General features: G+C 30.9%; 16 protein-coding genes. 11 read left to right on the forward strand and 5 right to left on the reverse strand.

Going from position 1 to position 24,795, the window contains the following annotated elements; all coding sequences use genetic code 11:
- Positions 1 to 82: 82 nt before the first annotated feature.
- Together KQA_RS0206020 and KQA_RS0206025 are read right to left on the reverse strand one after the other, a co-directional pair.
- The gene (locus tag KQA_RS0206020; RefSeq protein ID WP_010179107.1) at positions 83 to 775 is read right to left on the reverse strand and encodes a hypothetical protein; all 693 of its coding nucleotides are present in this window, start codon (positions 773 to 775) and stop codon (positions 83 to 85) included.
- A 135-nt stretch (positions 776 to 910) separates the two neighbouring features.
- Complete coding sequence (locus tag KQA_RS0206025) at positions 911 to 2,041, reverse strand: pentapeptide repeat-containing protein (RefSeq protein WP_010179110.1); 1,131 nt, start codon at positions 2,039 to 2,041, stop codon at positions 911 to 913.
- A gap of 241 nt (positions 2,042 to 2,282) precedes the next feature.
- On the opposite strand from KQA_RS0206025, the gene KQA_RS0206030 reads away from it, so the two are divergent.
- The gene (locus KQA_RS0206030) at positions 2,283 to 3,044 is read left to right on the forward strand and encodes a lipopolysaccharide kinase InaA family protein (RefSeq protein WP_010179112.1); all 762 of its coding nucleotides are present in this window, start codon (positions 2,283 to 2,285) and stop codon (positions 3,042 to 3,044) included.
- 56 nt (positions 3,045 to 3,100) lie between these two features.
- A complete protein-coding gene (locus KQA_RS0206035; RefSeq protein ID WP_010179114.1) occupies positions 3,101 to 3,928 on the forward strand; it encodes a glycosyltransferase family 2 protein in 828 nt (275 codons plus the stop codon).
- Here KQA_RS0206035 and KQA_RS0206040 read toward each other — a convergent pair.
- Positions 3,923 to 4,990, reverse strand: a complete 1,068-nt coding sequence (locus KQA_RS0206040) for a glycosyltransferase family 9 protein (protein ID WP_010179116.1) — start codon at positions 4,988 to 4,990, stop codon at positions 3,923 to 3,925. The two genes, KQA_RS0206035 and KQA_RS0206040, sit on opposite strands and share 6 nt — an antisense overlap.
- A gap of 255 nt (positions 4,991 to 5,245) precedes the next feature.
- On the opposite strand from KQA_RS0206040, the gene KQA_RS0206050 reads away from it, so the two are divergent.
- The 3 genes from KQA_RS0206050 (at position 5,246) to KQA_RS0206060 (ending at position 8,381) form a co-directional block, all read left to right on the forward strand.
- Positions 5,246 to 5,791: a helix-turn-helix domain-containing protein gene (locus KQA_RS0206050; RefSeq protein ID WP_010179117.1), complete on the forward strand. Its 546-nt coding sequence runs from the start codon at positions 5,246 to 5,248 to the stop codon at positions 5,789 to 5,791.
- A gap of 97 nt (positions 5,792 to 5,888) precedes the next feature.
- Positions 5,889 to 7,334, forward strand: coding sequence for a serine hydrolase (locus tag KQA_RS18610; protein WP_010179119.1), 1,446 nt, complete (start codon positions 5,889 to 5,891; stop codon positions 7,332 to 7,334).
- 69 nt (positions 7,335 to 7,403) lie between these two features.
- The gene (locus KQA_RS0206060; protein WP_010179121.1) at positions 7,404 to 8,381 is read left to right on the forward strand and encodes a Gfo/Idh/MocA family protein; all 978 of its coding nucleotides are present in this window, start codon (positions 7,404 to 7,406) and stop codon (positions 8,379 to 8,381) included.
- A gap of 3 nt (positions 8,382 to 8,384) precedes the next feature.
- On the opposite strand, the gene KQA_RS0206065 is transcribed toward KQA_RS0206060, so the two are convergent.
- Together KQA_RS0206065 and KQA_RS0206070 are read right to left on the reverse strand one after the other, a co-directional pair.
- A complete protein-coding gene (locus KQA_RS0206065; protein ID WP_010179123.1) occupies positions 8,385 to 10,343 on the reverse strand; it encodes a tetratricopeptide repeat-containing sensor histidine kinase in 1,959 nt (652 codons plus the stop codon).
- Between the two features lie 178 nt (positions 10,344 to 10,521).
- Positions 10,522 to 12,171, reverse strand: a complete 1,650-nt coding sequence (locus KQA_RS0206070; protein WP_010179124.1) for a tetratricopeptide repeat protein — start codon at positions 12,169 to 12,171, stop codon at positions 10,522 to 10,524.
- A gap of 165 nt (positions 12,172 to 12,336) precedes the next feature.
- Between KQA_RS0206070 and KQA_RS0206075 the strand changes: the two genes are divergently transcribed.
- The 6 genes from KQA_RS0206075 (at position 12,337) to KQA_RS0206100 (ending at position 24,794) form a co-directional block, all read left to right on the forward strand.
- Positions 12,337 to 15,597, forward strand: coding sequence for a DUF1553 domain-containing protein (locus tag KQA_RS0206075; protein WP_010179126.1), 3,261 nt, complete (start codon positions 12,337 to 12,339; stop codon positions 15,595 to 15,597).
- A 5-nt stretch (positions 15,598 to 15,602) separates the two neighbouring features.
- On the forward strand, positions 15,603 to 17,153 hold the full coding sequence (locus KQA_RS0206080) for a DUF1501 domain-containing protein (RefSeq protein WP_029209479.1): 1,551 nt from the start codon (positions 15,603 to 15,605) through the stop codon (positions 17,151 to 17,153).
- A gap of 8 nt (positions 17,154 to 17,161) precedes the next feature.
- Positions 17,162 to 18,277, forward strand: a complete 1,116-nt coding sequence (locus tag KQA_RS0206085; RefSeq protein WP_010179131.1) for a twin-arginine translocation signal domain-containing protein — start codon at positions 17,162 to 17,164, stop codon at positions 18,275 to 18,277.
- Between the two features lie 16 nt (positions 18,278 to 18,293).
- Positions 18,294 to 19,670, forward strand: a complete 1,377-nt coding sequence (locus tag KQA_RS0206090; RefSeq protein ID WP_010179133.1) for a c-type cytochrome domain-containing protein — start codon at positions 18,294 to 18,296, stop codon at positions 19,668 to 19,670.
- 310 nt (positions 19,671 to 19,980) lie between these two features.
- On the forward strand, positions 19,981 to 21,177 hold the full coding sequence (locus KQA_RS0206095; RefSeq protein ID WP_010179135.1) for an HYR domain-containing protein: 1,197 nt from the start codon (positions 19,981 to 19,983) through the stop codon (positions 21,175 to 21,177).
- 320 nt (positions 21,178 to 21,497) lie between these two features.
- A complete protein-coding gene (locus tag KQA_RS0206100) occupies positions 21,498 to 24,794 on the forward strand; it encodes a toxin-antitoxin system YwqK family antitoxin (RefSeq protein WP_010179137.1) in 3,297 nt (1,098 codons plus the stop codon).
- Position 24,795 lies beyond the last annotated feature (1 nt).

Raw genomic sequence — 24,795 nt, forward strand, 5'->3', positions numbered from 1 at the left:
AGTCACAAAAAGAGGCTGTCTAAAAATTAGACAACCTCTTTTTTGATTGATTAAATAAAAAACGGTGGTTACTATTGTATTATTAATTGTAACATTCGTTAAAAAGTTGATGAAGCTCTTTTCCGTTATTAACAACTATTGGCGTATTTTTTGAAATAATTTTCATAGGAAATACTGGAGTAAAAAATTCAGGTTCTTGTAAGCTTTTTATTAAAGCTACTCCTTCATTGTTGTTGTTAATTAATTTTGTATTTCCATTAGGTAAATTTACTTCCATTGGAAATATTATTTTAAAGCAATTGGTTTGGCAATCTTTGCATTCTTCTTTAGTTTCCTTTTTTAAAGAACAATTTTTAAGCATTGATTTAAAGTCCTCCTCAGATTTTAATACTTTTTCAGTGCCATCTTTTAAAGTGATGTTTTTTGGATATAATTGACTGTAAGATTTTACGTCGTTACCAAATAGGATGCTACTAAGTTCATCATCATTCGTAACTTCAACATTTTTCTGACCATTATTGATACTTAAAGTAGCAGGGTATTCAAAAATGAAGCAATCATCATTTTGATTAAATAGGTTTAATAGATTGTAGTTGTCATCATTTTTTGATGCTAAATCTGTATAATTGGCAAAGCCCTTTTTTATTCCTTTTGAAGTTTCTAAATTAAGAGCTGAAGCTTCTTGCTGTGTGTCATTATTGGTGTCATCTTTTTCACATGAAAACACAAGAATTGATGCTAGTAAGGCTACTGCTATTTGACAGATACGTTTCATAATTTTTTTCTTTTTTAAGTAATTATTATTGTTGTATGTAAAACAACACATAGATTAAATACCCTAAAAAATTTATAAATTAATTTTAACGATTAGATTACTGTGCTTTTATCGTTTTTTAATTAATGGGCAGTTTTATTTAGCTACCAATACTCCTTTTTTATTATGCACTTTTATTTTGTAATGATCTTCTAAATATTCAAAATTATTACTATCCAATTTTTCTTCTTGAACATCCATCCAGTCAGGGGTTACATTTGCATTGTCAAATTTTGCATCAAGTATAGTGGTATTTTTAAAATTTACTTGTATTAGATCAGCCCCTGAAAAATTAACATTAGATAAATTAGCATTTTCAAAATCAACAATTTTTAAGGTGGCTCCTTTAAAATTAGCTTTGCTTAAGTCGGATCCAACAAAGCTTGATTCAATAATATCTGTACGCGAAAAATTGGTGTTTTTCAGACTAGTATTATTAAGTTCACTTTTATGAATATAAGATTTCATAAAGTTGGAACCATTCATTTTTGCAAAATTGAGATGTAGGTTTTTTAAATTGATATCAGTAATACTAGCATTTGTAAGTTCGGCATATTCAAAATTGAGTAATGACGACAGAGTTTGTTTGGTATTTTGATCGATCATTTTATCTAAATCAATATTGCTTTCTAACATTGACATTAACAAATAACCTCTTTCGGGGCTAACGGGTTTGGTGATTAATGTGTCTTTATCTAAATACCTGTAAGGTTTTAAAATTTTACTCATTGCAATAATTCGGGTGCTATTGGCTTTTGATATTTTACCGCTATTTCGATATCCATCAGTAGTTACATCTTTAATCATTTGATCTAAAACAAAAAGCATAGAACTACGTCGATCTGCTTCTTGTAAGTTGGTTTGTTGTCCTAAACGTTCATTTTGACCTGTAATTAATTCGTTTTGATTTCGTAAATAATATACTTGAATGAGTAAAAATAGCGTAGGTAAAAAAGAAGTTAGTATTAAAAATACTCCAATTCGGGTAACACGCATGAATAGGGCAGAAAGTAAATCTGAAACCGTATCTTTTGAAACACTTCTTTTTTCTTCAAGTTCTGTAAAAAAATTACTAATTGCATTTTTTAAATTAACACCTAAAAAACTAGCTGAAATTTTTTTGGTGAGTTTAGCACGTTTAGCCCATTTTTCTTTTTTTTGAGTATCTCGTTTATTGAGTTCAGCTTTTAAGCGTTTATTTTCTTCTTCTAAATTAGTGTAATCCATAAGTTGTTGGGGTTTATGGTAAAATACTAAAAACTGATAGTTTAAAAAATATTTATGAGTCATAAATAACGAACATTTTAATTTAATAAAAGGATATGATATGAAATTACAAGTATTGAAAAGTGAAAAACTACTATCTTCGTAATACCTAAACTTAAGTTTACATTTATTTTATTAAAGTGATAAATTTTATGAAAAATAAAAGATTCATAAGAATAGCTAAGGAATTGTAATATTTGATATGAAAAAAAAATGTATTCATTCTTCATTTGAAAATCAAAGCCAACTATTAGAAAAAACAGTAGCTGATTTTGATACTATTGGGAGCGTTTTTGGGAATCAAAATAGAAACACAATAAGAGTAGTTTCTTTTGGAGATTTATCACTTAACATAAAATCATTTAAAGCTCCCGGTTTAATTAAAAAGATTATTTACGGGAATTTTAGAAAAACGAAAGCTGAACGTTCTTATAATTATGCAAATAATTTATTGGATAAAAATATAGGAACACCAAAACCTATTGCATATTTCGAAAATTTTGACACTTTAGGTCTAACTACAAGTTTTTATATAAGTGAACATCTTGAGGTAGATCTAACCTTTCGAGAATTGGTTGAGCAACCTAATTTTCCTGATCATGAACTAATATTGCGACAATTCGTAAGGTTTACTCATAAATTACATGAGGCTGAAATTTTGTTTAAAGATCATTCCCCTGGAAATACATTAATCAAAAAAGAACAAAATCAATATTATTTTTATTTGGTAGATTTAAACAGAATGGATTTTAAATCGCTTTCTTTTAAAGAACGTATGGGGAATTTTTCACGCTTGACACCCAAAAAAGAAATGATTGCTGTAATGAGTGATGAGTATGCGCAAATTACAGGTATGGATTATGAACTTGTATTTATGGAAATGTGGAAGCAAACTTCAAAATTTCAAGAGAAATTTTTTAGAAAAAGAAGGTTGAAAAAAAAGTTGTTTTTTTGGAGGAAATAATGAAGAAATATGGTGTTTTCTGTAAAAGTGAGTGCATTTACTATATAATTTAGACTATGAATATTATTTTACCAGAAATATCTGTGGTAATCAGTACATATAATTCTCCCAAATGGTTAGAGAAAGTTTTAATCAGTTATCAATACCAAGATTTTAAAAAATTTGAAATTGTAATTGCCGACGATGGTTCTACAAATGAAACTAAAAAACTAATTACTAAGATTGGAGCTACTGTTGATTTCAAAATTACGCATGTTTGGCATGAGGATTTAGGTTTTAGAAAAACAGAAATTTTGAATAAAGCAATTTTAAAATGTAAAGCCGATTATTTATTATTTACAGATGGAGATTGTTTAGCCCGGAAAGACTTTTTAGAAACTCACATGATCCATAGAAAAAAAGGTTTTTTTCTTTCTGGGGGGTATTTAAAATTACCAATGTCTACGTCCGAATCAATAACTTTTGATGATATAAAGCAACAAAATTGTTTTAATGTAAATTGGTTATCAACTAAAGGTTTGCCTTCTTCATTTAAAAATAATAAAATTACGGCATCAAAAAGTAAAGCTAAATTATTAAATAGACTAACACCAACTAAAGCTACATGGAATGGTCATAATGCTTCGGGGTGGAAAAAAGATATTTTAGCAGTAAATGGTTTTGATGAACGTATGCAGTATGGAGGTGAAGATCGAGAAATGGGAGAACGTTTATTTAATTTAGGAATAAAAGCTAAACAAATAAGATATAGCGCTATTTGTGTTCATTTAGATCATAAAAGAGGCTATGTAACTCCTGAAATGATAGAAAAAAATAATAAAATAAGAAAGAATACAAAAAAAGATAAAATAACGAGAACTCCCTTTGGAATTGAAAAGTTATAGTGCTACGTTTTCTAAATAAGTATTTAAATGAGGCAAAATTAATTCGGGAGTAAATTCTTCATACAATTCATAAGCAGTTTTTTTTAATTGTGAGCTAGATTTGTTGAGGTATAGCTCCGGTTTAAACTCATTTAAATGAATAGATTTGTGCTTTTTACCATCTTCAAATAAATTCCAACCATGTTGTAAAATCCATGGTGAAAAAATTGTGAATGTAGGTTTATCTAATGCTTTGGCCATATTTACGGCTCCTCCCTCGTTTCCTACTAATAAATTACAATGATGTAAAATAGCTAAAAATTCTCGAAGGCTTTTTCCAAACACATCAAACCTAGTTTTAGCTTGTGTTTTGGACTCTGTTAAATCATAAATTGTTTTAGCATCTTCTTTTTGGGGAGGTATATAATTATACAATACCGTGCTTTCCGTTTTTTTGGTGAGGGTGTCTATTACTTTTGCCATGTATTTAGGAGGTAATGTTTTTCGTTTTTCACTACCTAAAACACTAATCATAACCAAAGGCTTATCTAGGTTAATACCTTCATTTTCTAGATATAATTTAGCATTTTCAATTTCTGTTGGCGTTAAATATATTTTTGGAGCAATGATATTATTTTCAATTTCATTTTCAGAAAAAATTAAGCGCAATCGATTTTCTATAGCTAACCCGGCATTAGTTTTTACTTTTAATTGAGGTTGAATGTGCTCGTTATAAATAAATGAAGTATACCATTTTTTATATGAAGTTTTTCGTTGGGCTTTAGAAAAAAGACTAATTAAATTACTTTCTATTTTTCCATAAACATCAATAACCCAATCATAGTTTTCATTTTTTATAGTTTTTAAAAATGAATAGAATGAAGATTTATTTTGTTGATACTCTTTCTTAAATTCAATAATACGATCAATAGTTGGGTTTTGGTCAACCACAGCAATTGTATTTGTATTTACTAAATAATGGATTTGTGCTTTAGGGTATCTTTTTTTTAAACCATCACAAATTATAGTACTGGTAAGGACATCACCTATCATTTTTTGTTGAATCACTAAAATCTTTTTCATCCCTCTTATACTTATAATATTTTTCGAAAATATTGTTTTTTGAGAAGGAATACTATTTTTAATTAAAAATTCGATGATGTATACATCATCTCAATAAACAGGTCTAATTATGGAGGTTTTATATGGAAGAATAGCAATTTTTATTACTTTGCATTTAAAAGTTAAACCTATAAAATATGATGCATACGCAAAGTGATAGGCTTTGTGCTTGTACATAGTTATACCTGTAAGATTTTAGTTATAAAAAAAAGAACATTGAACAAGTTACTTAAATACCGTGAAGAATTAAATTTAACACAACAGCAATTATCGGATAAAGCGAATATATCCGTTAGGACAATTCAGCGTATAGAAGCAGGGCAACAGTTAAAAGGACATACTTTAAATGCCTTATCCGAAGCTTTGAATGTTGATAAGAATAAACTTTTGGGTATTGAAGAAGCATCAGAACCGACACAAAATAATTTGTTACAGCTTAAATTAATAAACCTTTCTTCTTTACTAGTATTGATTGTTCCTTTGGGGAGTATTCTTTTTCCTTTAATAATTATGTATTGGAAAAAAGAAGTTAATAAAATAACAAAACAAATTGTTTCCATTCAAATTATATGGACGCTTGCTTTTCCTACAATTGTATTACTTGTTGTTTTTTTAGGAAATATAATTCAGATAAATAGGCAAATAGTTCCATTGAGTATGTTGTTGATGTTAATGATTAATGTGTACATAATTCTTAAAAATACCGCTTCTTTAGATAAAAAAGGTGAATTGTCTATTTTTCTTAATTTCAGTATATTATAAGCGTGTCGTGAGATTGTCATGTTATTGTCGGCTATATTTTTAGTCTTTTTTAATGGATAGCGAGTACTATTGTACTCGAACAAAAATCTGTTATACAATGAAAACGTACTTACTTAAAACACTTTTATTTTTTTGCATTTTACCATTGATGTCTCAAAGTAAAGAACATCAAGAAATGATAAAATATTTACAAGAAAATAATATTCCTGTATTAGGAATAATAGAGAATGCTGAATTAAAAAAAATAGAAGTTTTTGGTAAGCTTTCTGCCAATAAAAAAGCGCCTTATAATACCATTTTTAATGTTGCTTCTATAACAAAACCAGTTACAGCTTTGGTTGCATTAAAATTAGTAAGCCAAGGTAAATGGGGTTTGGATGAACCTTTATGCAAATATTGGATTGATTCGGATGTGAAAAATGACCCCAATGCAAAACTGCTAACTACGCGTCATGTATTAAGTCATCAAACGGGTTTTCCAAACTGGCGAAATGGAAAATTGAATTTTGAATTTGTACCAGGAACAAAATATGTATATTCCGGAGAAGGTTTTGAATATTTAAGAAAGGCATTGGAAAGCAAGTTTAAAAAGTCGCTAAATGATTTAGCTACTCAACTTATTTTTGATCCTTTACAAATGACAGATACACAGTACATTTGGAACGAAAAAATAGATAGTTCTAGAGTTGCTTTAGGTTATGCGGCAGACGGAACAACTTATCCGGTATTTAAACGGAAAATACCCAACGGAGCAGATGACATGCTAACAACTATAAAAGATTATGGTACTTTTTTAATAAGTGTAATGAATGGCGAAGGTCTGTCTGATGAAGTTGTAAAAGAAATGCATTCAAATCAAGTAGCTTCAACAAATGGGAAATATTTTGGATTGGGTTTTGAAAAATATCTTTTTAAAGATGGGAATTATGCTTTAGCACATGGTGGCTCAGATAATGGTGTTAAAGCATTAACATTTATGTTTCCTAAAACCAAACAAGGCTTTTTAGTATTCACTAATTCAGACAATGGAACTAAAATATTTGAAAAAGTATTAACAAAGTATTTAGGTATTTATGGAGAAGAAATTATTGAAACAGAAATTGGGAAAAAGAAAGTTAGGAGTACTATAAACGTATTGAAAAGAGAAGCTGTACAGAAAATTGAAAATAAAGAACTATATAATGAAATACTTAAAATGGATAGTATTTTTTTTGAAGCCTATAATAATTGTGATTTAAAAAAACAGGATGCATTATATGCCGATGATATTGAGTTTTTTCATGATAAAGGAGGTTTTATGAATTCTAAAAAAGATATTATAGAAGCGACTAAAAGAAATATTTGCGGCAAAGTAACTAGAACCTTGTTGAAAGAACAGCTAGAAATATACCCGATTAAAGATTATGGGGCTATACAAATAGGTTATCACAAATTTTATAATAATCAAGAACCTAAAGAAGAGTCAATTACAGTAAAATTTATAGTGGTGTGGAAGAATGATAATGGAAACTGGAAGCTTAAAAAAGTGATAAGTTTACATTGATGTTATTTAAATATTTCTTAGCATGAAAAATATATAAAAAGCTTAAATTGGTTCAAATTAATAGTAAATATGAGTGTTAAAGTTTATAAATGGGGAATTATAGGATGTGGTAACGTTACTGAAGTAAAAAGTGGTCCAGCATATCAAAAAGTAGAAGGCTTTGAATTGAAAGCTGTGATGCGTCGTGATATTGAAAAAGCTGAAGATTATGCAAATCGGCATGGAGTTTCGAAATTTTATGGAAATGCAGATGACTTAATTAATGACCCGGAGATTAATGCTATATATATTGCAACACCACCAGATAGTCACTTGCACTACGCACTCAAAGTAGCAAAAGCAGGTAAAGTATGTTGTATTGAAAAGCCTATGGCACCTAGTTACAAGGAATGTGAGCAGATAGTAAGAGTGTTTAAAGAGAAGGAATTACCATTATTTGTTGCTTATTATCGTAGGAGTTTACCTCGTTTTGAAAAAATTAAAGCATTATTGGATGCCAGTGCCATAGGATCTGTTAGACATATAAATTGGCATTATTCTAGAGGACCAAAACCAATTGACTTGTTAGAAGCCTATGATTGGCGAACCGATGTTAAAATTGCCTATGGAGGCTATTTTGATGATTTAGCTAGTCATGGCTTGGATTTATTTATCTATTTGCTAGGGAATATTACTGAAGCTAAAGGCTTAGCTGTTAATCAGCAAGATTTATATAGCTCTAAAGATGCTATTGTTGGAAGTTGGTTACATCATTCGGGAATTACGGGTAGCGGAAGTTGGAATTTTGGAACAGAAAGCGTTGAAGATAAAGTTGAAATTTATGGATCAAATGGAAAAATAACATTTTCTGTTTTTAAAGGAGCTCCTATTGTTTTAAAAAATGATACCCTTGAAAAAAGTTTTGATATAGCGCATCCAGAAAATATTCAATTATATCATGTTGAAAATATGAAAAAGCAATTATTTTCTGAAATTCCACACCCTTCAACGGGCGAAACTGGAGCACATACCTCGTGGGTAATGGATAAAATATTAGATAAAAATTAAGGGTTACACACTATCAATAGCTACGTCAATTGCATCTTTTTTTATTTCAATTTTGAATAATGTTCCTCTTTTGGGATGAGAATCAATAATGATTGATCCCGATAGTTGATCTATTCTGTTTTTAATATTGGTAATACCAATACCTTTATTATTTTTTAAAGAGTCCATGGAAAAACCTTTTCCATCATCCTCATAAGTAAGGTGAATAGTATCTAAAATACATTCTATTCTAATATCTATATGCTTTGCTTTAGCATGCTTTAAGGTATTTGTGATTAATTCTTGTTGTATGATAAAGATTTCATTTTGAATGGAAACATCTATTTGATTAATAATTTCTTCTTCCGAGGCTTCAAAGTTGATTTTTAGATCGGTAGCTTCATCAATATTTTTTACATATTCTTTTAAGATTTCTATATAATCATTATGTCTATTTTTTTTAGGAATGGTGTTGTGAGACATTTCTCGAACTTTTTGATAAGTCCGATCCATATGATTTTGAATCTTTTTTATTTCAGAAGTTTTAATTTCCCCTATTAGTAATTTTATAGTAGCTATATCATTCCCAATAGAATCGTGAAGTCCCTGTGCTAATTTTTTACGTTCTCTATCTTGTCCTTCGATAGTAGCTTTTATTAATTTTAATTCCTGTTCTTTCATTAAGGAATTAATTTGTTCATTGGATACTTGTTTTAAAGTTTCATTAAGTTTTTTTTGCGTTTTTAGTTTTTTATAATACCCTAACGCAAGGAGTAATATAAAAGCAAACAGAATTGTTGAAGCTATTAAAATTAAGTTTTTAATATAGATTTGCTTTTCTTTATCCTTTTTTAATTGATCATTTTCTTGTTCTTTTTGAAGCGTTTCAAACTTAATTTCCAATTCGTTAATTTCTTGTGCTTTTTGAATTTTATTAATTGAATCTTGAATTATTAGAAATTCTTCGGTGTAACCTAATGCTTGTTTGTAATCATCTTTATTAAGAGCATTTTCTTTTAATTTATCATAGCAAAACAACAATTCGATTAAGTTACCTTCTTGTTTTCTTTCCTTTACCAAGGGGAGGAGCATAGCTTCTACTTGATCGAATTTTTTTCTAGCTAAGTACTCATTGATTAGTTCTTTTTTTGCTTGATTTTTAAGGTGAGATATTTCCATTGCTTCCCCTCTTTTAATAATTTTTTTAAGTTGAGGAATTATTTCATTTTTCCGACCTGTATATTTTAAATTTTTAGTCATGTAAAAACTTACTGCTAAATCATAGTAGGGGTTTTCATTAACTTCAAGAGCTTGATTGTAATACTTATTTGATTTTTTGTAATCCTTTAAATCATGATAAATGCGGCCAAGTGACATCATTGATCCTACTGCAACGTCAATATCAATACTATGAATTATTTTTTGAAATAAATTAATGGCTGTATTAAACTTCTTTTCATAGGAATATATATCTCCTAGGTATAATATAAATCGATCATGTTCTTCAATAAAATTCCATTTACCAGCCTTCTCTTGTCCTTCAATAGCTACTTTTTTAGCTTTTTTGAATAAGCCTTTACTTAAAAATGTACTGGCTAAGCTCATGTTTCCCATTAGGGTTCGCATTCTCATTATTGAGTCATTTGAGAATGTAGTATAGCTTAAAGTTTTTTTGGAATAAAATAAAGCGGAATCAGTATCTCTTTTTAGTTCTAAAAAATAGCATGAAATTAAATGATCCAGTCTAGATTTACTGGCATCGGTTTTGAGTCTTTTTAAAAGTTGATGCGATAACTTATAAGCAGCTTCTTTGTCATTTTCTAAATAGAATAAATTTTCCGCATCATTCAAAGATTTTCGTTCCTTGCTTTCAAGCAATTTTAATTCTAATAGTTCATTTTTAGAAAGCAGTTGTTGAGGAAAAATAGTATGCACATAAAAAATGAAAAAAAGAAAATAGAAGGTTTTTAAAGTCGCTCCCATATATTAATTGATAAATAAGTGTGTGTTTGTTAGAGCTAAGATAATTTTACATTGTTAAAATCAAGAAATAAAAACAATAACTTTATAGAAGTTTTATGAAATTAAAATAGTTCTAACCTGATTTTAGACTAAAAACTCAAGGTTTTTGTTTAAAAAAAGTAAACACAAGAACTATGAGTTATATATCATTAATAAATTCTACTAAATTCACATTCTTATCTAAGTTGATTTTTTTTCTAAGTCTATAGCGAGAGGTGTTAGCACTTTCGTGTGAAATCCCCATTACTTTTGCCATTTCTTTGCCCGAAAAGCCAAGTTTAATTAAAGCACATACCTTTAAATCATATTGACTTAAGTCTGGGTATTTCTTTTTTAAACGACTGTAAAAGCCTTGATTTACCATAGTAAATCTACTTTCAAATTCTGACCAATTTTCTTTTGAGTTTACAGAAATAGTTTTAATCAATTTTTTGACACTATGTGAATTCGGTTGCTCACTAATTTCTTTAAGGTTAGTTTTTACTTCATTTAGTAATTCATCTTTGGCCATTAATCTTAGAGTGGATTCTGTAAGTTCTTTATTTTTGATTTCTAGGATTTCCTCAGATTTTTTTGTTTCTAATTCCTTTTTTTGAAGGAGCATCTTCTTTTCATTTCTAAGTTTAGTAGTAGTGTAACGATAAATAACAACACCTAGTACTACCAAAAATAGGGCACTAATAAGCATAATAATATAGCGTAACCTCCATAATGATTCTGTATGTAGTAATTGTTCCAGTTGTTGTTCAGCAGCTAATTTATCCAGTCGTTCTTTTTCTAACATAAACTGATCTTTAATTTCTAGTAAATATTGGTTATTGGGACTACGACTACTATATAAATATTGATTTATTTCAAGGGAGGTTAGTAAATTTTTTAAAGCTTTAGATTCATTATTCATCTGTTGATACACCTCGGACAGCTTTTTATAGGTGTCAGGTATAAAATTCAGGTGATTTTTATATTGATAACCAATTGCATTTGATTTTTCATAATAGAATATCGCTTTTTTATATTCTTTTAATCCAAAATAACTATCACCCAACATGGCGTATAAAACAACTAAATAACTAGGTTTTTCATTTAAAAAATAATTTTCATGTGGTAATAATTGTTTAATAGCTTTGGCATAATTTTTTTCTAAAAGTGATAAATAACCAAAGTGGACTTTTAAAAAATTGATATATGGATTGTTGAGAGTTGTTATTAATTCAGCAGTTTCTAAATAACTTCGCATAGTTTCGGGATCATTATTATAAAAATAATGAGTAGCTAAAGGGAGGTAGTTTTTTATTAGTGCAGTAGCCTTTAGTTCATTTTTTTTAACCAAAAGTTTATTGATCTCTAATGATTTTAAATAGTATTTTAATGCTTCTGGTCTACGGTTATATAAACTATATAATATTCCAATTCCAGTATAACTAGTTGCCATTGCAGCTGGATTATTAGTCTTTTCGGCAAGTAATAAAGCTTTCCAATAGCTATCATATGATTTTTCATAATTAATACGATTACAATAAAGTTCGCCAAGATTATTAAGTACGTTAATTTGAGCTATCGTATCCTTGGTAAAGTTATGTCTAGCTAATTTAGTCTCCCATTCAATATGAGAACTATCATTTTTAGTCAAACGTTCAATATGCCATTTTTTTTGAGGGAATGAAATATCTGAAATATGCTTTTTTTGCGCATTTAGGGTATAGACATTAATACAAAATAGTATTAATAAGAGTGGAGTGAAAAATCTATAAATAAAAAGCATTGTTATTTCGTTTAATACTGTAAACATAGTAAATACAATGTTTTTAAAAGAGTTTTTTAGTTAAAATCTATATAGAATTTAGTGTAAGTCTATATGGAGTCTATATAGATTTTGAAATTTTAAAGGGATAATAAGTTAATTTTACGAAAACGATAAAGTGTTTAATTCATTCTATTGTATTTGTTTTAAATTATGAGAAATTATTTAAAAAAGAGCGGTTTATTTATAGCTACTATAATAGGTGTTACCTTACAAATTTCGTGTGGGCCAAATATACCGGATAGTATTGCTGAAGATTATGAAGCACTTCCTGATAAATTAGATTTTAATATACATGTTAAACCTATTTTGTCGGATAAATGTTATGCATGTCATGGACCAGATAAAGCCAAACAAAAAGCAGGTCTTCAACTTGATGTTGCAGATGCTGCCTATGGAGAGTTACCCGAAACTCCGGGAAAATATGCCATTGTTCCTGGGGATATAGAATCATCCGAAGCTATAAGACGTATACTGTCTAGCGATCCGACACAAATAATGCCAACCCCCGAATTTAATGTGCCTTTATCAAATTACGAGAAAGCGGTTCTGGTTAAGTGGGTTAATGAAGGAGCGGAGTATAAACCTCACTGGGCATTTATAAAACCTCAAAAATATGAGGTGCCAAAAGTGAAAGGAAAACACAAGGACTTTGTTAATAATGACATTGATAATTTTATAGTAAAAACCTTAGAAGAAAAAAAACTAACTCCTTCTAAAGAAGCAGATAAAGAATTGTTGTTAAGAAGACTTTCTTTGGATTTGACTGGCTTACCACCAACGCCTGAAGAAATAAAGTCATTTTTAGCAGATACTTCAAAAGATGCTTATGATAAACAAGTAGACCGATTATTAAATTCAATTCATTATGCAGAAAAAATTGCAACAGATTGGATGGATTTATCTCGTTATTCTGATACTTATGGATATCAAGTTGATCGATACAGAGATATGAGTCCTTGGAGGGATTGGGTAGTTAAGGCATTTGATAAAAATATGCCTTATGATGAGTTTATTAAATGGCAATTAGCAGGGGATTTACTTCCAGATCCAACAAGAGAACAAATTTTAGCTACTGGTTTTAATCGTTTACATCCTCAAAATATGGAGGGAGGAATTGTTGATGAGGAGTTTAGATCGGAATACGTGTCCGACAGAGCTTCATTGGTTGGTGAAGCATTTATGGGCCTTACTGTGGCTTGTGCAAAATGTCATGATCATAAATATGATCCAATTTCTCAAAAAGAATTCTTTCAATTATATAGTTTTTTCAATAATGTGAATGAAACCGGTCAAATTTCATGGGATAATAGCTTACCTGTTCCCACAATGATGATCCCAACGGAAAAGCAAGAAAATTTCTTAAAAGAAACAGATTCTAAAATTGATCAAAAGGAAAAATTATTAGCCGAGGTAACAAATAAGGAACAAATAGCTTTTGAAAAATGGTTAAAAACAGGTGCTTATAAGAATGCTATTAAAAGAGTTTCTTCAGACAAAAAGACGGCTCATTATACGTTAAATAGCAGTCCTGTAAAAAATAGTTTGAATCCATCTTTAAAGGTGGAGCACCGAATGGAATTTTCAAAAAATGAAAAACTAAATTTTGTTCAAGGACATAACGGTCGTGCTTTACAAATGAATGGGGATGCATGGCTAGATTTAAAAGGAGTAGGTATTTTTAAAAGGGATCATTCATTTAGTATTGGTTTGTGGGTAAATATTCCTGAAGAATTGAAAGAAGGCGTAATTTTTCATAAAAACAAAGGATCTCGATTACATAGTTATAAAGGTTATCATTTATACTTAAAAGATAATAAGTTAGAATGGATGCTAGCACATACTTGGCCCGAAAATGCGATTATTGAGCACACTAAAGTGGATGTGCCTAGAGATCAATGGGTGCACTTAATGGTAACTTATGATGGTTCAAGTACAGCAGCAGGAGGTAAGATTTACATGAATGGTAAAGAGGTTGAAACCGAAGTGGAAATTGATAATTTAACTAAGGATATTATTTTCCATAATTTAACAGACGAAATTTACAATGGCCCCGTAGAACCAAATTTACAGATAGGTGCTCGCTGGAGAGGCGTAGGAACTAAAGATGCCAAATATGATGATATTGAGGTGTATAAACGTAAGTTGAGCGCTGTTGAGGTATTGAAATTAGCTAAAGCAGAAGAGGTAAAAGAGATAGCGACTACGGAGCTTGAAAATTTAACACCAGTTCAAAAATCCTTATTAAAAGAATATTATTTAACAAACGTATCTAAACCTTATAAAGAGGTTTCACAAGCTTTAGCAGAAGTAAGAAGTATCTACGTAGATTCAGTTGAAAGAGTACAGGAGGTAATGATCATGAAGGAAATGGAAAAACCTCGAGATGCTTTTGTATTAGAACGAGGTGTTTACGATGCCTACGGAGAACAAGTATACCCAAATACTCCAAAAAGTGTATTGGAAATGCCTGAAGGTTTACCTAAAAATAGATTAGGTTTAGCAGAATGGTTAACCTTAGAGGAGCATCCTTTAACAGCTCGTGTTGCTGTAAATAGGTATTGGCAAAATTACTTTGGAAGAGGGATAGTTAAATCCACAGCCGATTTTGGAAATCAAGGGGATTTACCATCACATCCAGAGTTGTTGGATTGGTTAGCATTAAAATTTGTTGATTCTGGCTGGGATGTAAAAGCCTTACAAAAGTTAATTGTTAGTTCAGCAACATACAAACAAAGTTCATTTACCTCAAATGAATTAAGAGATATTGATAGCGAAAATGTTTGGTTAGCTCGAGGGCCAAGTACACGTTTAACAAGTGAAATGATGCGTGACAATGCATTACTAGCAGCGGGTTTATTGAATAAGAAAGTAGGTGGAGAAAGCGTAAAGCCTTACCAGCCCGAAGGACTATATGCAATGACATCGGGTACTTATGAGCAAGATGAGGGAGATGCCCTTTACAGGAGAAGTTTTTATACGTACTGGAGACGTACGGTGCCTAATCCAACACTAGCCACTTTTGATCAACCCGAACGAAGTGTATGTACTGTAAAAAGACAAAAAACAAACACACCATTACAAGCCTTGGTGTTGTTAAATGATCCAACATATTTAGAGGCAGCCAAGGTTATGGGGGAGCGTATGACTAAAATGAGCGATTCTCTGGAAGGGATTAAAATGGCTTATACACGCTTTACAGGACGAAGCCCAAAAGAAAAGGAATTACAAGTATTAGCAGAATTGCTAGCCAAAGAATATGAAAAATTTAAAGCCAATCCCGAAAAAGCTAAAGGTTGGCTAGAGGCAGGAGCATATGAAATAGATCAAAGTTTAGATGCAAGTTTATTGGCTTCAAATGCCATTGTAGCTAGTGTGATTCTAAATGGAGATGTAACAATTACAAAAAGATAGAAATTATGAGCGGACACCATCACCATGATCATGATATACTAAGATCTAACGTACATGATTTTAAAAAGATAGAAGCAAACATAGATAGAAGGCAATTCCTAACAAAAACATCAATGGGTCTAGGAGCGATGGCTTTAGGTTCTCTTATGGGAGCCGATAAGTTATTGGCTAACAATACTAAGGGTACTGTTAAAGGACCTGGAAAGCCAATTGGTGACCCCAATGCCAATCCAATTTCGGGTCCAAATGGTATTCCAGGATTACCACATTTTTTACCAAAGGCAAAAAGAGTAGTTTATTTATTTCAAAGTGGAGGACCTTCACAATTTGAAACCTATGATTATAAGCCAAAATTAACAGATATGTTTGGTCAGGATTTGCCACCTTCGGTTCGTAAAGGGCAACGTTTAACAAGTATGAGTGCTTCTCAATCTTCGTTGCCAATTGCACCTTCAAAGTACAAGTTTAAACAATATGGTGAAAGTCGTGCCTGGGTAAGTGAATTGATGCCACATACGGCTAAAATGGTCGATGATATATGTTTTATAAAATCGATGCATACTGAGCAAATTAATCATGATCCCGCAATCACTTTTTTTCAAACAGGTCATCAATTAGCAGGTAGACCTTCAATTGGAGCTTGGACAAGTTATGGTTTGGGTTCCGATAATCAAAACTTACCTACGTTTATTACTCTTGTATCTAAAAATGGGGGTGGGCAACCCTTATATTCTAGATTATGGGGGAATGGTTTTTTACCAACGGAACACCAAGGAGTACAATTTAGATCTGGTAAAGACCCCGTATTGTTTTTGAATAATCCTGAAAATTATGATGGTCATGATCGTGCCGAAATGCTCGCTTATTTAAAACAACTGAATGATATTCAGAATGATGCTTATGGTGATCCAGAAATAAAGGCGCGTATTGCTCAATATGAAATGGCTTTCCGTATGCAAACATCAGTGCCCGAGGTGACTGATATGTCCGATGAGTCGGAAGAAACATTTGAAATGTACGGAAAAGAAAGTCGTGATCCAGGGACATATGCTGCAAACTGTTTAATGGCACGTCGCTTATTAGAAAAAGGAGTGAAATTTGTTCAGTTGTATCAACGTGGTTGGGATCACCATATTGGTTTGCCGGGTAATATGAAAAGGCAATGTGAAATGACAGATCAGCCTACTGCAGCTTTGTTACAAGATTTAAAGCAACGAGGAATGCTTGAAGATACATTAGTAATTTGGGGAGGAGAATTCGGAAGAACTGCTTATTCCCAAGGTCGATTAACCAAAGAGGATTACGGTCGTGATCATCATCCTAGAGCATTTACGATGTGGATGGCTGGAGCTGGTGTAAAACCGGGAATGTCTTATGGGGAAACAGATGACTTTAGCTACAATGTAATTAAAGACCCAGTACATGTTCATGATTTTCATGCTACATTAATGCATTTAATGGGGGTTGATCATGAACGATTAACGTATAAGCATCAAGGTAGACGTTACCGTTTAACAGACGTTCATGGACATGTTGTAAAAGATATTTTAAGCTAAAGAGTTGTATGAAAACACGTAGGAATTTTTTAAAAACTACTGCTGTAGCTTCATTAGCTACTGTAGCTACTCCAACTTTTGGAGCCAATATTATTACAGGTAAAAAAGAAAGAAATGATGATACTATTTATGGTCATGGAGATTATAAATATAAATTAGATAAAAACTGGGGGAAAGTTAGTTCGGCCAGGACTCCATTATTGAATTGCCATGAAATGGTAATGGATAGTAAAGGAAGATTAATAATGCTGGGTGATAATCCTAAAAATAATATATTAATTTTTGATAAATCAGGTAAGTTGTTGGACTATTGGGGAACAGCGTACCCAGGAGGTCATGGATTAACCTTATCAAAAGAAGGAGGAGAGGATTTTTTATACTTGACTGATTCAGGATGGTATTTGAATCGAAGAGGGGAATTACTTCAGCATAATGGTAGAGTAAGTAAAACAACTCTTGATGGAAAAGTGGTTTTTGATATTGGACACCCCCAAACTATAGGAGTTTATGAAGTTGGAGATCATTTTTGTCCAACTGAAGTTGCTGTAGGACCTAATGGGGATATTTATGTAGCCGATGGCTATGGCAAAGATTATATTTTACAGTATGACGCCAAAGGACAGTTTATACGTAAATGGGGAGGTCATGATAATGAAGACAAAAATTATAACCTACATAATGCTCATGGAGTAACTGTAGATTATAGGGATAAGAATAACCCTGTTCTTATTTGTAGTTCAAGGGCAGAAAATGTTTACAAATTCTTCACACTGGATGGTAAATACATAAGGACCCTACATTTGACAAACATGTATGCTTGTCGAGCGGTAATTGATGACAATAATTTATACGCAGGAGTATGTTGGTCTATTCCCAAAGGAGAAACAAAATTTGATTGGTTAGCCCATACTGGTTTTGTAACAGTGTTAGAGGGAGATAAAGTAGTTTCTAACCCAGGAGGTACAGCACCCGAATATAAAAATGGAAAGTTATTGCCTTCATATCAATTAGCGCATAAACCCATATGGCATGGACATGATGTGTGTGTAGATGAAGATAAAAATTTATATGTATGTCAATGGAATGCAGGACATTCTGCACCATATAAATTAGAAAGAGTTTAAAAAGTAATCCCAATTTATGGAAGAATCTAATATCATATTATTCTTTGGTCGTTTTCACCCGTTATTGGTGCATTTGCCCATAGGTTTTTTAATTTTTACAGCTATTATTGAAGTTACTGAACGTTTTTCATTGACTAATGGATTGAAAAAAGTAGTTCCTTTTTCATTGTTGTTAGGGACATTAAGTGCAATTGCAGCAAGTATTCTTGGATTAATGTTAGCTACTAGCGGGGATTATAATCACGAAGCGCTAGATGATCATAAATGGGCTGGAATAATAACTACTCTAATTGCTCTTATTGCTTACTTATTAAGTTTGGATTTGACATTTTTTAAAACTGTTAAAAATAAATTGTATTTAATTGTGGTAGTTGCTATGATTGGTGGTTTATCTGCAACAGGGCACTTGGGAGGTAATTTAACTCATGGAGAGGATTATTTAACCCATTACATGCCTTTTAAAAAGGACGTTGTAGATCCTTTAAAGCGTCCAGAGGTAACAGAGATAGCTCAAGCTCAATTTTTTGGAGATGTAGTACATCCAATTATAAAAGCAAAGTGTTTTTCGTGTCATAATTCAAGCAAACAAAAGGGGCAACTTTCTTTTGAAAGTATTGAAATGTACATGAAGGGTGGAAAGCATGGGAGTACGATAGTTCCAGGAAATGCCAATGAAAGTGAATTAATGCTTCGTGTAAATTTATCCGAAGATGATAAGTTGTTTATGCCACCAAAAGGAAAAACTCCATTGACGGATGAAGAAAAATTGATTATTGAATACTGGATTAACAAAGGTGAAGCTAATTATACTACAAATTTTGTGACTACAGAACCCGATGAAGATATGCTTGGTTTAGTTTCTAATTATTTAAAATTAGAAGGTCATGCTAGTGGTGACATGATTAGTTTTTCAAATGTAGCTAATGAAACCATTGAAAAATTAAGAGAACAAGGTTTTTCGATTAGAGAATTAGCAGCTGGTTCTTTTGCATATGATGTAGTATTGCTTACAGGTAAAAGTGATGAAAAATCGATATCAGAAAAATTAGAAACGTTACAATCAATTAAAGATAATATTTTATGGTTGTCATTGGAAAATAGTGGTTTAAATGACGCTCAAGTTGGACAATTAAGTTCGTTTTCGAATTTAAGAAAACTGAATATTTCTAAAAATAAAGGATTAACAGATAGTGGTTTAAAGAAACTTACGGAATTGAAAAACTTAGAAAGTTTGAGTATATACGCCACACAAGCTGATGTTGCGAGTATTGAAGCACTTTCCGTAATATCCAAATTGAAAAACATTTATGTATGGAAAACTAATTTGGATGAAAAAGAAATTGCTGCTATGCAGCATAAACACAAACAGCTAAAGTTGGTTTCGGGAATTTAATTCCTTTTTAAGGATTAGTAACTGAAATAACGATACTTTTTTAAGTATTTAGTAGTCATAACCTACTATTTAGTCTGTTTACACAAAAGTGGTTTTTTGTGGTTTTGTTGGCCTGATTCTTTTTGAATCAGGCTTTTTTTTAGTTATTAAAATAACAGAAGAAGTTTGATTAATTTTATTAATCTTGGATTCTGCTAAATGTTATAATGAATTGATATACCTAGTAAATAAACTGTTTTAGTTACATATAAAACCATATGATCTGCATTACTAAATAAGTTGAAGTTATTTTTGTAAAAAAAATAAATTTATGTTAAAAAATAGAAAAGCATATATGCTATTAATGTCATTTATTTTATTCGTAGTGGCCTGTAGTAGTAATGAAAATGACGATGAAGTAGTAAAAGAAAAAGACACCATAGCGCCTACTATTGTTTGTATGGATCCTATTCGTTTTATAGCAAAGCCTAATGAGAATAAGGCAAAAGTGATTTATGATACACCAGTTGGAATGGATAATGTGGCAGGTGCTAAAACCAAACAAACAGAAGGTTTAGCATCAGGGGAGTTGTTTCCGTTAGGAACAACAACAAATACATTTGTAGTAACTGATATTGAAGGGAATCAGAGCTCATGTAGTTTTGATGTAGTGGTTACTCAAGCTAGCCTCACTGGTACTGAACCATATTTTTTTGGAGAAGATCCGACACCTAAAGGGAAAAAATGGGTAAAATCTGAAAATAAGTCAGATGAATTTAATAACAATATTTTTGATAATACAAAATGGCATAAGAATCCAGCAACAGACGGTTTTGGTTGGTACGGAAGACCACCTGCTTTATTTGATCCTCAAAATGTAACTGTTAGTGATGGTAATTTAAATGTAACTACATTAAAATACAATACACCTAAAAATGTAAATAATACAAGTTGGACTCATGGAGGAGGTATTGTGCGTTCAAAAGAAACAGTAAGTGTTGGACAGTATTTCGAATGTAAAATGAAGGCAAATAAAACGGTAATGTCATCAACATTTTGGTTGTCTTTTAAACAGAATTGCTCCACAGGACCGTTTAGAAAATTAGAGTTAGATGTTCAGGAATGTGTAGGTAGGGTTCATAGCGGTACAGCGAATTGGGCAAAGGATTTTGATAACATTTATCATTCAAATACTTGGAGGCATAATAGACCATGTGATACTGCTATTGATGCATCTAAACAATCACCAAGTAAAAAAATATTGAGCGAAAAAAATAATTCAAGGTATTTTGTTTATGGGTGTTGGTGGAAATCACCAAATGAAATTTTATTTTATTTAGATGGAGCATATGTATATTCAATAACAAACCCTCCAGCCGAATTTGATTTGGAAGGACATTTAACAATGGCCATTGAAACTTATGATTGGAATCCAATTGATGCGAATAATATATTTGAAACAGCTTCGTATGATGAGCTTACTACAAAATATGATTGGATTAGAACTTGGAGTTTAAAAGATGAGTAATAAATAGTATCATAATGAACTTATTCTAAAATGGGATAGCATTTTTTAGAATTGATAAAAAACCTTTGAACTTAACTTCAAAGGTTTTTTTAGTTGAAAGATCAATGACAAATGATATAATTTATATTTAATAAGAGTAAAATCAACTAAGTAGTGGTTTTATTTCTGAATCATCAGTATTTTCGCACCCGATGTAATTATTTTGGCAATATTTAGTAGCCTTAAACCAGCATTATGCATTAGAACTTCGATAAGGAATAGATTTTATAATGAATAATTCGAGTCAAACATCCAAAACCATATAATAAACATAGAGTCATATGAAAAAAATAATACTTCTTTTATTACTTTCTTTTGTTAGCATATCAATTACAGCTCAAGAGAAGATAACCGATATCACCTATGAAACGATTAGTAATAAGGTGGTTGATCTTGTAGAAAAAGAAAAATATCAAGAAGTTATTGAGGCTTACAATACGATATCAGTAAATGATTCTTCATATGGAGATGCTTTAATAAGTAAGTCATATTATTTATTAGAGCTTAAAAAATATGAGGAAGCCATAAAAGAAACTGATAAAGGCTTAAAAAAAGTAAAAGGAGAATTTAGATATGGCTTGTACCTAAATAAAGGAGTGGCATATGAGTCTTTAGAAAATTATAAGGAATGCATCGAAACTTATAATCAAGCGCTAAAAGAATTTCCTAAACATTTCCAGTTGTATTATAATCGCGGAGTAGCCTTTGAAAAACAAAAGGATTATAAAAATGCAATATCAGATTTTAAACAGTCTATTATTTTAAATCCTTATTATGCGCAATCTCACTTGCAATTAGGTAGTATTTGCTATAAAGAAAAAAAAATGACTCAGGCATTAATGGCACTTAATATGTATTTAGTGTTGGATCCAGACGGAAAAAACTCATTAACAGTATTAAGTTCAATTAATACTTCTTTTTCCAGAGCTAATGATTCAAAACCAACAGGGATTCAAATTTCAAAAGATGATGCCTCTTTTGAAGATATAGATTTGATTTTAAGTAATCGGATTGCTTTAAATAAAGGCTATAAGATTAAGAATAAAATAGATCTTCCTATGGTAAAGCAAAACCATGTATTGTTTGAGCAGTTAAAAGATTATGAAGGTGGGAATGATGGGTTTTGGGATCAAAAATATGTGCCTTTTTATAAATGGATGATAGCGAATGATTTGTTTGATTCGTTTGTGTACACAACAATGTATTCTTTAGAAAAAAGCACATACAAGAAAATTGTTGACAAAAATACTTCAAAAGTAAGGGCATTTATTAGGGATGGATTTACAAAATGGATCACTTTAGTTGGAGAAAATAATGATATGTTATTTCGTGGCAAGCAACAAAAAGTGAGTTGTATGTACGAGGATAAAAAATTATTGGCAATAGGCTTACGTAAAGAAGGTAAGGAAATAGGTATATGGGAGGTTTTTGATGATCATGGTAAATTGAATGCAGAAGGAGCCTTTGATAATGAAGGGAAAAAAACAGGAGAATGGAAGTGGTTTAATAAAGAAGGTAAATTAAATCATACAATAAATTATTTACATGATGAGTTGGAAGGGAAATATACATCATATTATAAAACTGGTGGTGTTGACTTTGAGTATGTGAATAAAAAAGGGAAAGTAGATGGCGTTTATAGAGATTACAATGAATATGGAGCTTTAATTGAAGTTAAGAATTTTATTGACGGAGATTTACAAGGGGAATATAAATCGTATTATAACATAGGAAAGGAAGCCAAAGAATATGTAGGAACCTATAAAAATGGCCAATTTTCAGGGGAATTGATTAATTATTATGATAATGGTCAAGTATGGAATAAGGTAAGTTATGTGGATGGTAAGTTTCATGGAGATAAAGAATTATATCATAATAATGGGGAGTTAAAAGCAAAATATACATACAATCTAGGCAAATTAAGTGGGAAATATGAGGAGTATTATGATGATGGGGTTTTAGAAGAAGAAGGTCAGTTTATAAATGATATGTATGAGGGGCTTTGGAAACTTTATTTTATGGATGGTACTTTATATCGAGAAATGAATTATAGTAAAGATCTACTTAATGGGGAGTATAAAGAATATGATATTGATGGAAAACTACATTATACTTTCATATATAAAAAGGGAGAATTAGTTGCCACGACTCATTTTGATAAAGATGGGAATAGTATACATGAGGTAAAAAAGAAATCGGGGAATATCAATTACGAGGGGTATTCTCCAGTAGGTGTAAAAGAAACAAAAGGACTTTATAATATAAAAGGTGGTAAAGAAGGTGTTTGGGAATATTATGATTATGGAGTGAAAACTAGTTACGGAACTTATAAAGACAATCAAATTGAAGGTGAATACTTTATGTTCTACAATAATGGCAAAAAACGTATTGAAAAAAACTATGAGAATGATAAGCTTAACGGTTATTTTGTAAGCTACCATAAAAATGGAAAAATAAGTGAACAAGGTTATTATAATAGAGGTTTAGTAGTAGGACAATGGAAGTCATATTATTTAGATGGGACATTAAAAAGAGATTATTTTTACCATAAAGATGAAAAACATGGTATTCAAAAAGAGTATGCTACCGATGGTAAGTTGTACGAAGTTTCCAAATATGAGTTTGGGAGATTAATTTCGAGAACCTATTATACTTCTAGCGGAAGCATACATGAAACTATAGATAATACAGATTTTAGTAACAAAAGCCTTACCACTTTTACTCATTTGAATGGAAAACCTTTTACCGTTACAAATTATTTAGGAGGTCAGCGACATGGATCATATAAAAAGTATTATTTTGAGGGACAGTTATCTGAGGAGGGAACATATTTTAATGGAAAACAAAAGGGTAAATGGCAAGGCTATCACGAAAACGGAAAGCTTAAATGGGAAGGCATTTATGTGCAAGGAAAAGCAGAAGGGGAGTGGAAATATTATTTCAAAGATGGTGCTTTAGAAGAAATACGCTCCTACAGGGCAGGTAAGCAAACGGGAACAACTAAGGAGTTTTATGAAGATGGCACACTCCAAAGAGAGAATACTTATAAAAATGGAAAGCCTAATGGAATGCGAAAATTTTATAGCCCTACGGGAAAATTACAATTTGTACGTTATTACAATAATGGTAATTTAATAGGCTACAGTTACAATAATAAAAAAGGTGAATTAAAGCCAATGATCCCTTTAAAATCAGGTACAGGAAATTTACTTGCCTATTTTGATAATGGAATAAAATCGGCCGAAATGCAATTTGAAAATGGATATTTTATTAATGATTATAAGACCTATACTTATCAAGGTAAAATATATAAGGAAATGTCACATATTATGAATGAAAACCATGGGACATACAAGTTATTTTATGCAAATGGCACAGCAAAGGCCAAATACAATTACAATTATGGTGATTTAAATGGCGAATCATTAGAATATTATGCTAATGGAAAATTAAAAGAAAAGTTGAATTACAAGAATGATATTTTGCATGGTGAGGCCTTTTATTATAATAAAAATGGTACACTTATTGAGCAAAGAGTATATTTTAATGGTTTAATAGAAAAACAAACAAAGTATTAGT

This window comes from Aquimarina agarilytica ZC1, assembly GCF_000255455.1.
GTDB classification, from domain to species: domain Bacteria; phylum Bacteroidota; class Bacteroidia; order Flavobacteriales; family Flavobacteriaceae; genus Aquimarina; species Aquimarina agarilytica.

Excerpts from the sequence above, each read along its gene's own strand:
- KQA_RS0206100 (WP_010179137.1), top strand. The coding sequence starts at position 21,498 with ATGAAAAAAATAATACTTCTTTTATTACTTTCTTTTGTTAGCATATCA.
- KQA_RS0206030 (WP_010179112.1), top strand. The coding sequence starts at position 2,283 with ATGAAAAAAAAATGTATTCATTCTTCATTTGAAAATCAAAGCCAACTA.
- KQA_RS0206070 (WP_010179124.1), bottom strand. The coding sequence starts at position 12,171 with ATGTTTACAGTATTAAACGAAATAACAATGCTTTTTATTTATAGATTT.
- KQA_RS0206060 (WP_010179121.1), top strand. The coding sequence starts at position 7,404 with ATGAGTGTTAAAGTTTATAAATGGGGAATTATAGGATGTGGTAACGTT.
- KQA_RS0206020 (WP_010179107.1), bottom strand. The coding sequence starts at position 775 with ATGAAACGTATCTGTCAAATAGCAGTAGCCTTACTAGCATCAATTCTT.
- KQA_RS0206065 (WP_010179123.1), bottom strand. The coding sequence starts at position 10,343 with ATGGGAGCGACTTTAAAAACCTTCTATTTTCTTTTTTTCATTTTTTAT.
- KQA_RS0206085 (WP_010179131.1), top strand. The coding sequence starts at position 17,162 with ATGAAAACACGTAGGAATTTTTTAAAAACTACTGCTGTAGCTTCATTA.
- KQA_RS0206095 (WP_010179135.1), top strand. The coding sequence starts at position 19,981 with ATGTTAAAAAATAGAAAAGCATATATGCTATTAATGTCATTTATTTTA.
- KQA_RS0206075 (WP_010179126.1), top strand. The coding sequence starts at position 12,337 with ATGAGAAATTATTTAAAAAAGAGCGGTTTATTTATAGCTACTATAATA.
- KQA_RS0206025 (WP_010179110.1), bottom strand. The coding sequence starts at position 2,041 with ATGGATTACACTAATTTAGAAGAAGAAAATAAACGCTTAAAAGCTGAA.
- KQA_RS0206040 (WP_010179116.1), bottom strand. The coding sequence starts at position 4,990 with ATGAAAAAGATTTTAGTGATTCAACAAAAAATGATAGGTGATGTCCTT.
- KQA_RS18610 (WP_010179119.1), top strand. The coding sequence starts at position 5,889 with ATGAAAACGTACTTACTTAAAACACTTTTATTTTTTTGCATTTTACCA.
- KQA_RS0206090 (WP_010179133.1), top strand. The coding sequence starts at position 18,294 with ATGGAAGAATCTAATATCATATTATTCTTTGGTCGTTTTCACCCGTTA.
- KQA_RS0206035 (WP_010179114.1), top strand. The coding sequence starts at position 3,101 with ATGAATATTATTTTACCAGAAATATCTGTGGTAATCAGTACATATAAT.
- KQA_RS0206080 (WP_029209479.1), top strand. The coding sequence starts at position 15,603 with ATGAGCGGACACCATCACCATGATCATGATATACTAAGATCTAACGTA.